Origin of the sequence: Paraburkholderia strydomiana (genome assembly GCF_046030495.1) — a bacterium.
Taxonomy (GTDB): domain Bacteria; phylum Pseudomonadota; class Gammaproteobacteria; order Burkholderiales; family Burkholderiaceae; genus Paraburkholderia; species Paraburkholderia strydomiana_A.
The window spans coordinates 102406-113514 of the sequence record NZ_JAQQCJ010000025.1 but is presented as its reverse complement, the minus strand read 5'-3'; the positions used below and the strand labels follow the sequence as shown (position 1 = coordinate 113514).

Here is an 11109-nt window from a genome sequence, read left to right as displayed (position 1 = left end):
CACCACCCCCCCCCCCCCCCCCCCCCCCCCCCACCCCCCCCCCCCCCCCCCCCCCCCCCCACCCCCCCCCGCCCCCCCCCCCCCCCCCCCCCCCCCCCGCCCCCGCCCCCACGCCTCGAAGCGTCGCGCGAGCATCGCAAGCGGCACGCATACATGGCCTTCGGCGGTCGCACGGCTCGCGGCGAACGCGCCCCGAGCCGCCCACTTCACTGCATCGGCCGATGCACCGCCGCGCCGCGCCAGCGTACCGATGCGGCGCGCGAAACCCTCGGCGAGCGCGATGCTGAAATCGGCCGGCGCGGGCAAATTCACGCCGATGTCGTCGAGCTCCAGCGGTGTCGACGCGCGCTGTTCGAACGTGCTCATGCGACACCTCCGATCATCGCCGCATCGAGCAGCGCCACCAGTTCGAACGCGGGCCGCCGCGTATGCACGCCGGCGGCACCGTCGGCGTCGCGCCATGGCGGACGCACGCCGCGCACGAACAGATACAGATACCCGCCGATGTGTGTGTCGTACGAATAATCGCGCACCCGCGTTTTCAGATAGCGATGCAGCGCAACCGTATAAAGCAGCGCCTGCAAGTGATACGCATGGCTCGCCATCGCCGCTTCGAGCGGCGCGGCGGCGTAGTCGGCGGCGGTATCGCCCAGATGATTCGACTTCCAGTCGACGATCCAGAAGCGTCCATCGTACTCGACGATCATGTCGATAAATCCTTTCACGAAGCCGCGCAACACCCCCGGCTCCAGCGCGACATCGGGATAGCCGTGTTCGATCAGCAGTTCGCGCAGCGCGGGAAAATCGAGCGACGGCGCGGCGAACAGAAACTCGAGCTCATTCAGACGCCGACGCGGATCGAGCTTCGCCAGCGCCATACCGGGCACGAGTTCAGTGGCGACCACGTCGGCCAGCAGGTTGTGCATCATCGCGGGCAGCCGCACGGCGAGTTCGGGCACGGCGGGCGCGGGCCGCTCGCGCAGCGCGCCGCGAATGGCATCCGGCCAGGTGGAAGGATCGGTGAAATCCGCGAGCTCGAACATCCGATGCAGACAGTCTCCCGCCGCCGCTCCGCGCGGGAACCCGAGGATGTCGTCCTCCGCGTACGACGGTGCTTGCGCAACAGGCGCGGACACGGGCATGGCCACGAGTGCATCGGCGATCTCATCATGATCGGGCCGCACCTCTTCCACCGGCGTATGCGCCGCCTCGGCCTTACCGCCCGCCGCGATCAGCCCGCTGAAGCTCGCCATGCGCCACTGATCGCGCAACGGCCGGCGATTGGCGCGCGCCTGCATCTGCGCGCCGTGATCCTGAAGACTTTCCAACGGCGTGCGGCGCGCCACTTGCGGCAGCGGCTGCAGCGTAATCGGCCCGCCCGCCAGCGTCTGCCAGCATGCGGATAACGTGGCTTCGTCGGGTGGCTCAGAGAGCCAGTCGTCGAAGCTATGACCGCTGCCGCCCACCAGCCAGTTCAGTACGCTGCGACGCGACTCTTTGGTCGACCGCGACGACAGATACGTACCCGCAACCAGATAACAGCGATACACCGCGCGAGTCAGCGCCACATAGACGAGCCGCGCCCGCTCCGCCGCCTGCTCGCGCATCGCGTAACGCGACGCGCGCTCGGCCTCCTCGTCGTCGCAGCCGTAGTGAAGCACCGCCTCGCCCGCTTCGTCGTGGTACTCGCGCGCGTCGGGCAAGCCGGAGGACGGCGGCTCGCGCAACGCACCATCGTTCAGAAACGGGCAGAACACCACCGCATACTCGAGCCCTTTCGACTTGTGCACGGTGACGATCTGTACGAGATTGCGGTCCGACTCGAGCCGCAACTGCGCGTCCTCGCCGCCGCCCTGCGCGCGCTGCGCGGCGAGCCAGCGCAAGGTCGGCGCGATGCCGGGCTGCGTCGCGGCCCGCGCCTGCACGAGTTCGGCGAGATGGTTCACGTTCGTCAAGCGGCGCTCGCCATCCGCTCCCGCAACCAGCCGTTGCGCGACTCGCAGCTCGCGCATCAGCGTACGCCACATCACCGCGAAGCCGCGCTCGTGCCACAGCGTGCGATAGCGAGAAAAACGTTCGACCCAGCCCATCGCGTCGGCGGCATGCGCGGGGTCGTCGGCGACCGCTGGCGCGTCGGCGACCTGTTCGAGACGCCAGAGCGCGGCGGCGTCGAGGCCCAGCCAGTCGGTGGCGAGCGCGGCGCGCAACCGGCGCAGATCGCCGGGCGTGTCGACGGCGGCCAGCACGCGCTCGATCTGTTCGGCGTCGAGCGTCGCAAACACCGACGCCTGCGCGAGTTCCACGCTGCCGACGCCCCAGGCCGCCAGCACGCGCTTGATCAAACTGCCCTGCTTGTGCGTTTGCACCAGCACCGCGATGTTGCCCGGCGCGAGCGGCGCGTCGCCGATCGTCACCGTGCCTTCGCGCGCGCCGCGCAACAGCCGCACGATTTCGGCGGCGCACGCTTCGCTCGCTTCGCGCTGCGCATCGCGTTTGGTCAACGCAGCATCGCCTTGCGGCAAGGTCCAGATGCGGAAGTCGCCGGCGCTCGCGTCAGGATCAGCGAACGGCGGCCTGCGCCGCTCGCCCGCGCGCACCGGTTGATAGTCGAGGCCGTCGAGCACGAACGCCTGCGGATTCGCTTCGAAGAGCCGATTGCAGGCGTCGACGATCGGCGCGGTCGAGCGCTGATTGACGGCCAGCGTGTAGCACGCGGAGGCCGCCTCGCGCGCTGCCAGATAGGTGTGCAGATCCGCCGCGCGGAAACTGTAGATCGCCTGCTTCGGATCGCCGACCAGAAACAGCGGCCCGGCCGGTGCGAAGATGCGGCTGAAAATCGCGAACTGCAGCGGATCGGTATCCTGAAACTCGTCGATCAGCGCAGCGGGATAACGCGTGCGCAGCGCATCGGCAAGCCATGGATGAGCGGCCAGCGCGCGATACAGGTTCGACAACAGATCGTCGAACGACACCACCCGGCGTGTGCGCTTGCGCGCGACGAGTTCGGCGGGCGCGTAGTCGAGCCACGTCTGCACGAGTTCGAGCCAGCGTGCGCGCTGCGCGGCTTCGGCCGCGACCACGGCGGCCGCGAGCGTCTCGGCGTGTTCGAAGAACGGATGCCCGGGCGGCTCGAACTTGACCTTGGTGGCCTTCTTCAACGCCGACACGGTCAGCTTCAACGCGGCCTTCGGCGGCGGCGCATGGCAATCGCCCTGCGCGAAGTAGTCGTTCCACGCGGCCACCGCGGCGCTCACGTGATCGGGCTTGTGCGTGGTCTTGCTGAGCCGTTCCTGCGCCTGCGCAAGCAGACCGACAATCGCGTCGCGCTCCGCCTGCCAGAGCGCGCAGGCGGCATCGAAACCCGCTTGCGGATCGGCGCTGCCGCCGCTTGCGTCGACGCTGCCCCAACGCAATTGCGCCAACGGCTTTTTCAGACGCCGCGCGAGTTGCTCGTCGAGTGAAGCGGGACCGGCGCGTTTAGCCACCAGCCACGCGGCGAAGGCGGGATGCGCATGGGCCGTCGGCTCGACCTGCTCGCGCCAGAAATCGGCGGCCATTTCGAAGCGCAAGGTGGCGTCGTCGGCCTCCATCTCGAACGCGAACGGCATGGCAGCGGCGAACGGCGCTTCCTGCAACGCACGCTGACAGAACGCGTGAATCGTGTGAATCGCCGCTTGATCGAAGGTGCGCAAGGCGCGGCGCACCACCTTCAACGCGACGTCGCGTTCGATGCCGCGCTCCGGCGCGAGCGTCGTCTCAAAGAGACGCCGGATGAACGGATCACCGCCGTCGTCGTCCATCTCGATCGCGCGATGAAGTTCCGCGAGACGCCCCCGAATGCGCTCGTGCAGTTCCGCGGTCGCCGCCTTCGTGAACGTGACGACGAGGATCTGATCCGCGTTCAGGTTCTTTTCGAGCAACAGCCGCACGTACAGCGCGCAAATGTTCCATGTCTTGCCGGTGCCCGCCGACGCCTCGATCTGGTTGACGCCGTCGAGCGAACAGGCGAAGACGTCGAGTTCTTCGGCGACCAGCGCATAACTCTGCACGGCGCCGCTCATGATGCGCTCCGCAGATGCTGGATCAGCGGCTTGAAAACGATCGACGCGAGGCTGCCGAACGGTTCGTCGAGCGTGAGCGGCGTGCCGCGCAACGCGATGCGCAACGCGGGGTCGTCGGATTCGCCGCGCACGCGGTCGTTGATCCACACGCCCTGCGCCGCCGACTCGCCTTCGCTGACCCGCGTCCATGCGCTCTTCGGGAAAAAGCGCAGCGGCAGCATGCGCCCCGCTCTGAACAACGCGGCGAGCGGCGCGAGCTGGTCGAGCGGCGCGGCCACCGGCGTGAGCTCGAAGCTCTCGCCGCTGCCATGCCATACGGTGCGGCGCGGGCCGTCCGGGCGCGCCGCGCAATAGACCAGATGCGCGAGCCACGCGGACAGGTAGTCGCGCGCGGTGGCCTTGGCATAACGAAAAATCACTTGTCCCGTTCCGGTCAGCAGGTTCAATGTGCCGTGCAGTTGCAGCGGCGCTTTGGCGGCCTCACGAAGCGCCGCGTCGTGCGGGCCGAACAACGCGCCGGCAAGCTCAGCGCTGTCGGGCCAGCGCGGCGCAACGTCGAGTACGAACGGCAAACGTTCGACACCCTCCGCCAGCTCGCGACGCACGCTGGCGGCAAGCTGGTGCAACGCGCCGAGTTCGCGCGCGCGCCACACCGCGCCGGTTGCGCCGCCCGGCAATTCGGGACTGGCCGCGGCGACGCGGCGCACGCGCTCGAACATCACGGCGTCGTCTTCGGTGTCCGCATCGAGCAGCACGGGCAACAGACGATCGGCCAATGCATCACGCCCCGCGTAGTCCAGATCGAACGGCTCGGTGTCGAGCAATTCGCCCTGCGCATCCGACAGCACGATACCGAGGCGATCGCGCAACAACGCCCGCGCCGGATGGCGCCAGAAACGCACGAATTCGTCGAACGCAACGGGCGCCGCGTCTTCCGGCGGCAGTGGGCGGTCGAAGAATGGCGCGGCGGCGGGATGCTGTGGCGCGGCCAGCAGTGTCGCCAGTTCGGCGCGATCCGCGTTATAGGTGAACAGCTCGGGCTGCGCCGCGAAATAGTCCGACGCGAACGCCTGCAACGGATGATCGACGATGAACGCATGGCGCGCGCGCTCCACGTCGGCGGGACTCGCATCCTCGCCCGCCGACGTCTGCGCGAGATAGTCGAGCAGTTCGTCGACCAGCGCGGCCGGCGGCAACGGCGCGTTATCGCGAATGCTGCGGCCTGTGTACGCGATGAAGAGCCGCTCGCGCGCAGCCAGCAGCAGATCGAGGAACAGATTGCGCTCGTCGTCGCGGCGCTGGCGGTCGCCGGCTTTGCCGAACGCGGCCATCAGGTCGAACTCGTCGGCGCGCGCGAGGCTCGGCAGCACGCCGTCGTCCATGCCGAGCAGGCAGACGACCCGGAACGGTAAGCCGCGCAAGCTCGTTAGCGACGAAAACGTCACGCTGCCCCAGGGCACGCCGCCGCGCGCGGGGTCGTCGAGCGCTTCGGTGAGCGCGCCACGCACCACGGCGGCGGGCAGCGTCACGTGCTCGGCGCCCGCCTGCATCGCATCGCTCATCCTGTCGAGCGCGTCGCGCACGGCGGCAAGCGCGTCGGCAAACTCGACGCCGCCGTCGAAACACTGGGCCAGCGTGTCGAGCAGCAGTTGCGACCACTCGCTGGGCGTGCGTTCGATCGCGCAGTGCGCCGCGAAGCTGTCGATGTCGTCGACGAAACGCGACAGGCGGCCGAGCAATTCGGCGCCCGAGCCGTCGGCGCCTTCGACCGGCAGCCATGCGTCGACCGGTTCGCCGCCGTCGGGCATTGCATAGCCAAGATAGAGACGCGTGAGCGCGTCCGCGAACGTATGACGGGCGATCGGCACGTGTTCGCCGGTCGGTTCGAGCGGCGCGAGCCCGCGCCGCGCACCGGCTGCGGCGAGCCATTCCTGCGCGGCTTCGAGCGAGTTCGCATCGATGCCATAGCGCACCGCGACCGCATCGACCCGCAGCCATTCGATCAGGTCCGGCGCCCCCACGCTGCGCTCGGGCAACGCGAGCCAGTCGAGCAACAGGCGCGCGACAGGATTGGCTTGTGACGGCGGCAAACCGGTGATCCGATACGGGATGCGGCGCGTGTCGCCGAGCGGCGTGGTGCCGAACACCGCGTCGATCAAGGGCCCGGCCGCAGCGAGATCGGAGACCGCAACCAGCACATCGGACGGCTGCAGATCGTCGAACTCGTCGAACCAGCCGAGCAGGCGATCGTGCAGCACTTCGAGCTGCCGCGACAGGCTATGGCAAACGTGGACCTCGATGCCACGCTCGATCGGCAACTCGTGCGCGTCGGTTTCCACGCGCAGATCGAGCATGCCGTTCTGCACGGCGGCGAGCCAGCTCGGCTCCGGGTTCTCGGTGAAATCGCCGGTCTCGCTGGACGCGGCGCTCTCGGTCAACTCATGCAGCATGTGCAACTGCGCCTGAGTCTGGCGGCCCCACTCGGCAAGCAGCGGATGGCCGACTTCCTGATAGTCGAGCTGGCCGGTGGCGTCGAGCGCCTGCACGCGTCCTTCGCTGACGACATCGAACCAGAACTCGCGGCACGGGTTCATCACATACAGACGCACGTCGACCCAGCGCGACAGCGCGCGCAGCAAGGCAACATGCAACGGCGGCATGGTGGGCAGCGCGAACACGCTGACCGCTTCGGGCCATCCAGCCTGGGAGATCGCCTCGAGATCGAGCCGGTCGATTTCTTCCAGGAAACGATAGGCGGGCGGCAACGCGGCGGCAGGCGTCTGCGCATTTCCCGCGAGTTCGGCCACTTCCGCGAGCACCGCGCGCCACAGTGCCGCCTGCCAGCGCTCGTCCTCACGCGCCGCTTCGCTCGCGCCGGTAAGGCGCGGACCACTGTCGTCCGCCGCGCCGCTCGCGAAAATCGAACCGCCCTTCTGCCATTGCAGCAGCCATTCGGGGCGATAGGTCAGATAGTGGTCGAGCACGGTCGCCACGCGCCGCGCGAGTTCATAGCGCATCGACGCGTCCGCGGCGTCGAGATAGGTACGCAGACGCGGCGACGTATTCCACGGCAACGCTTCGTCGGCTTCACCGAGCAGACGGTAGCAGCGCCACACGAGCCGGTCCGGCGCGAACGGCGAATGCCTCGGCACTTCGATCACGCCGCCGATCTGCGCCCACAGCCATTGCGCGAGATAACCAAAATTGACGTTTGCGCAGATGCCCTGGCGGTTCGCGATATCGAGCTCGAGCCGCCGCCGCACGGCGGCGCTCGGGACGATCACGGGCTGCGCGGTCCAGGGGTCGGACGGCGCTTGCGCGAGGTCGTCGAGCAGCGCGCCGACAAGCGTTTCGTAGCGGTTCGAGTAGAAGAGCTGGAGCATGGATTCCGGGTGAGACGGGCGGCGAAAGCGCGACACGCGGGCCGCGTCGGGCATTGAAGCGACAGCATAACAAACGCGCTCCCAGGGCAGAACCTGGCCAGTCGGATGAGGTCGAATCCCGCGCAAAATAAGTTAGACTCGACGGCAGTTCAGGTCCGCCCCTTCAACCGTGTTTGCTCCGTGAATGGAATCCAGGTAGTCGATGCGCTATTCGGTTGAGTTAAGAAAATTCCTTTATAGCCAGTACTTTTATGGCGGCCTGCGCATCGCAATCGGTGTGTCGTTACCGGCCATCCTGTGCCTGATCGTGTTTCACGATCGCGAACTGGGCTTCACGATCGCCACCGGTGCGCTCGGCGCGTGCGTCGTCGATATGCCGGGCCCGCTCAAATACAAGCACAACGAGATGCTGGCGTGCACGGTGATCGGCTTTCTATCCGCGCTCGCCACCGGCCTCGCCACGGTCAATCCGGTCGCGCTGTGGTGCACGGTCGTGCCGCTTACGTTCCTGTTGTCACTGATCGTCGTGTACGGCAACCGCTGGCCGCAGATCAGCTTCGCCACGCTGTTCATGATGATCATGACGCTGGAGGAACACTTCACGCCGATGCAGGCGCTCGTCAACGCGTCGTGGATTCTGTTGGGCGGCCTCTGGTACACGTACTGGTCGACCTTCGTGAGCCGCTGGATGCTGCATCGTATCGAGCAGCAGGCGCTCGCCGAAAGCGTGTTCGCCTGCGCCGACTATCTGCTTGCGCGCGCCGCGTTCTACGACATCGACAACGATCTGGACGAGTGCTACCGGATTCTCGTCGACAAGCAGATCGCCGCGGTGGAACGTCAGGACGCCGCGCGCGACATCGTGCTGCGCAATCTGCCCAAGCTCAAACGCGGCAAGCTCGATCCGCGCCGCGCGATGCTGTTCAATCTGTTCATCAACACCGTCGACCTTCACGAACTGTTCGTTGGTGCGCACACCGATTATTCGCTGGTTCGCAGCACGTTCGGCGGCTCCGATCTGCTGGTGTTCTACCGCGACCTGATTCGCAAGGCCGCCGAAGATCTCGAGGAAATCGGCCTCGCGGTATTGCAGAACCAGGCGCCGCGCGCGCGGGTGAACGTCAAGGCGGAATTGCGCGCGATCGAGTTCGAAATCGAACTGTTGCGCAAGCAGGACCTGCCGGCCAAAAACCCCGAAGGCTATTCGGCGGTGTCGTCCAGCTTCCGGCGCATCTGGAGCGCCACGCGGCTGATCGACAAGATGCGCAAGAGCCTGTCCAGCGAGCCGAGCGCGACCGAAACCGAGTTGCGCATCGACCAGGCGTTGAGCCGTTTCGTGTCGAGCCGCCGCGTGCCGTTCGGACAGATTTTTTCGAACCTGACGATGGCCTCGCCGAGCTTCCGTCACGCGCTGCGCGTGACGATCGCGGTGGCCGTGGGCTTCTGGCTCGGCCGTCTGCTGCCGCTCACCAATGCGTACTGGATCGTGATGACCACCGTCATCATTCTGAAGCCCGGCTATTCGCTCACCAAGCAGCGCAATGGGCAGCGGATCGTCGGCACGCTGATCGGCTGCGCGGCGAGCATCGCGCTGATCATCTTCGTGAAGGAACCGCACATCGTCATGGTGGCGATGTTCGCGTCGATGGTGATGAGCTACAGCCTACTGCTGTTCAATTACACGGCGAGCGTGGTGTTCACGTCGTCGTATGTGCTGCTCCTGTTCCATCTGCTTGCGCCGGGCAGCATGCGCATCATCGGCGAACGCGCAATCGACACGGTGGTCGGCTGCGCGATCGCGATCGCGGCGAGCCATCTGTTCCCGTACTGGGAATACCGGCTGATGGGCAAGCTCGTCAACACCATGATCAGTGCGACGCGCCACTACCTGGAAGCGAGCTGGTGGTGGAGCGGCAAGCCGGCCGCCGCGGTGGCGGCCGTCGTGACCGAAGCCGGCGCGCGCGCGCCCGCTGCGGCGATGGCCGATCCGGCGATCGGCTTCGCTGGACCCGCGCTGGCAACGGCGGGCGCCGACGCAGCGAGAGGTGCCGGCACCGCCACGCAACCGGTCGCGGACGCCGGCGCCAACGCAGGCACGGCCACCGTCAGCAACGCAACCGCCCGGCCGGCGGCCGGCGCCTCCGCCGCCGCCGCGGCGGCGGCCACCGCGCTCGATCGCGACTACAACTACCGGCTCGCGCGCAAGAACGTCCACGTGGCCTTCGCCAATCTCGGCCAGGCGTTTCAGCGGATGATGCTCGAGCCGAAGTCCGCGCAGATGTTCGTGCCGGAGTTGAATGGGCTGCTGGTGCGCAGCCACGTGCTCGCGTCGCAGATCACGGCGGCCGCGCCGCTGTTGCGCACTTCCGCGCAGCAACAGCAGCAAGTCGAAAACGTCTCGCTACAACCGCTGCAGCGCGCGCTGAGCGTCGTGCGCGACAATCTCACCGAAGCGGAAGCCGGCAACCCATTGCCTGCCGAACAGGCCGAGCAGATCAAACTGCTGAGCCGCGATCTCGATGCGATGGTGGTCGAAACGGAGAAGTCGCCGGACTATTCGACGGAGGCCGTGCATGACATGAAGTTGCTCGCTCATCAGTGCAAGCAGATGCTGGCGGCGGCGGCGCTGATCCGCAAGGATGCCAGCGTGATTCGCCTGCCGGAAGAGTGAAGCGGCAAGCAGGCCGGAACGCGCGCGGCGCGCGTCGTCGTGTTTACTGCGCTGCGCCGCTGGCCGGCTTGAGGGCGGTCGCCGCGGCCGCCGCTTCCGAGGAAATCGATGGCACCGCCGCGTTCTGGCTGTCGAACTCGTGCTTTTCGCGGATGGCGTTATAGAAGATCGTGGCGATCACCACCAGTATCGCAATCACGATGAAGACGGCAACGCCAAAGGTCGGGTTCTTCTTGCGCGGCGGTTTGTTCATGAGGCAGGCTCGGTTCGCGAAGCGGTTGAGGATGGTTTTGACGAACGCGGCATTCTACGCGCACTGAGCTTGCACATGGCTTGCAACGGGGCAGCAAGTGACGCTTTGGCCGAGAGGCTTGCCGATGGGTGACTCGTGAGTTGGCGAATCATCGCAACACCGGCTTGCCATTCGACCCAGCAAGTGCCGCACCCGACGGAAGGCTAACGAGGCGCTGACCTACGTCACGGCCGAAGCGCGCACCGGCAACGCCGTCGAATACTTGATCTGCTCGACTCGAAAAAAACTTTCTTCTGGATCAGTAATTTAAAACCAGTTCCCGCACGGACGGCACCGCGACGGCACCGCCACCCTTTTTCTGAAGACCGCCTCAACACATTCGCATGACATAGTTACCGAAGGTATCTCGCGCTGACGGGCGGCCACCTTGAGTGCGGGCTACGCAAACGATCTAGAGCGCAAGTTCCCGAAGCCGATCGCGAAAGAAACAGAAGCTAGGCGACGCGTTGTTTGTCACATCCATATGCGGAGAAATTTTTTCGGCCCACGCTGATTTCTCCGCGCCGACTTTTTGCCAACCCTGCCCCGCTAAAGCTTGCGCGCCACCTTTGCAGACCGCGTCGGCCAACATCTCCCAAGTGCCGCAAATAGAATCATTCCGATAGTTCGAGAGCACCGAATCCTTCGCTTTGGGATAGGCCGCCTTCACAGCCGCGATATCACCCAAAAACCACGCCTCAC

General features: G+C 66.6%; 5 protein-coding genes and 1 pseudogene. 1 reads left to right on the top strand and 5 read right to left on the bottom strand.

Annotated elements, in window-relative coordinates; all coding sequences use genetic code 11:
* Positions 1-111: 111 nt before the first annotated feature.
* The 3 genes and pseudogenes from PQQ53_RS27550 to recC form a co-directional block, all read right to left on the bottom strand.
* A pseudogene (locus PQQ53_RS27550) lies at positions 112-366 on the bottom strand (exodeoxyribonuclease V subunit alpha); the annotation flags it as partial.
* Positions 363-4061 (bottom strand): exodeoxyribonuclease V subunit beta, encoded by a 3699-nt coding sequence (gene recB / locus PQQ53_RS27545; protein WP_408327564.1) that lies wholly within the window; start codon positions 4059-4061, stop codon positions 363-365. The gene recB and the pseudogene PQQ53_RS27550, both read right to left, overlap by 4 nt.
* Positions 4058-7444, bottom strand: a complete 3387-nt coding sequence (gene recC, locus PQQ53_RS27540) for an exodeoxyribonuclease V subunit gamma (protein ID WP_408327561.1) — start codon at positions 7442-7444, stop codon at positions 4058-4060. Before recC ends, recB begins: the two co-directional genes overlap by 4 nt.
* A 202-nt stretch (positions 7445-7646) precedes the next feature.
* On the opposite strand from recC, the gene PQQ53_RS27535 reads away from it, so the two are divergent.
* Complete coding sequence (locus tag PQQ53_RS27535; protein WP_408327558.1) at positions 7647-10115, top strand: FUSC family protein; 2469 nt, start codon at positions 7647-7649, stop codon at positions 10113-10115.
* Positions 10116-10158: 43 nt separating this feature from the next.
* Here PQQ53_RS27535 and PQQ53_RS27530 read toward each other — a convergent pair whose 3' ends face one another.
* Positions 10159-10368 carry a hypothetical protein gene (locus tag PQQ53_RS27530; protein ID WP_408150745.1) on the bottom strand — a complete coding sequence of 70 codons (210 nt, stop codon included), beginning with the start codon at positions 10366-10368 and terminating at the stop codon, positions 10159-10161.
* Between the two features lie 451 nt (positions 10369-10819).
* On the bottom strand, positions 10820-11095 hold the full coding sequence (locus tag PQQ53_RS27525; protein ID WP_408327556.1) for a hypothetical protein: 276 nt from the start codon (positions 11093-11095) through the stop codon (positions 10820-10822).
* Positions 11096-11109: the final 14 nt, after the last annotated feature.

What these genes read in the sequence shown, in the direction of transcription:
- recB (WP_408327564.1), bottom strand. Translation starts at nt 4,061, where the DNA reads ATGAGCGGCGCCGTGCAGAGTTATGCGCTGGTCGCCGAAGAACTCGAC.
- PQQ53_RS27530 (WP_408150745.1), bottom strand. Translation starts at nt 10,368, where the DNA reads ATGAACAAACCGCCGCGCAAGAAGAACCCGACCTTTGGCGTTGCCGTC.
- recC (WP_408327561.1), bottom strand. Translation starts at nt 7,444, where the DNA reads ATGCTCCAGCTCTTCTACTCGAACCGCTACGAAACGCTTGTCGGCGCG.
- PQQ53_RS27535 (WP_408327558.1), top strand. Translation starts at nt 7,647, where the DNA reads ATGCGCTATTCGGTTGAGTTAAGAAAATTCCTTTATAGCCAGTACTTT.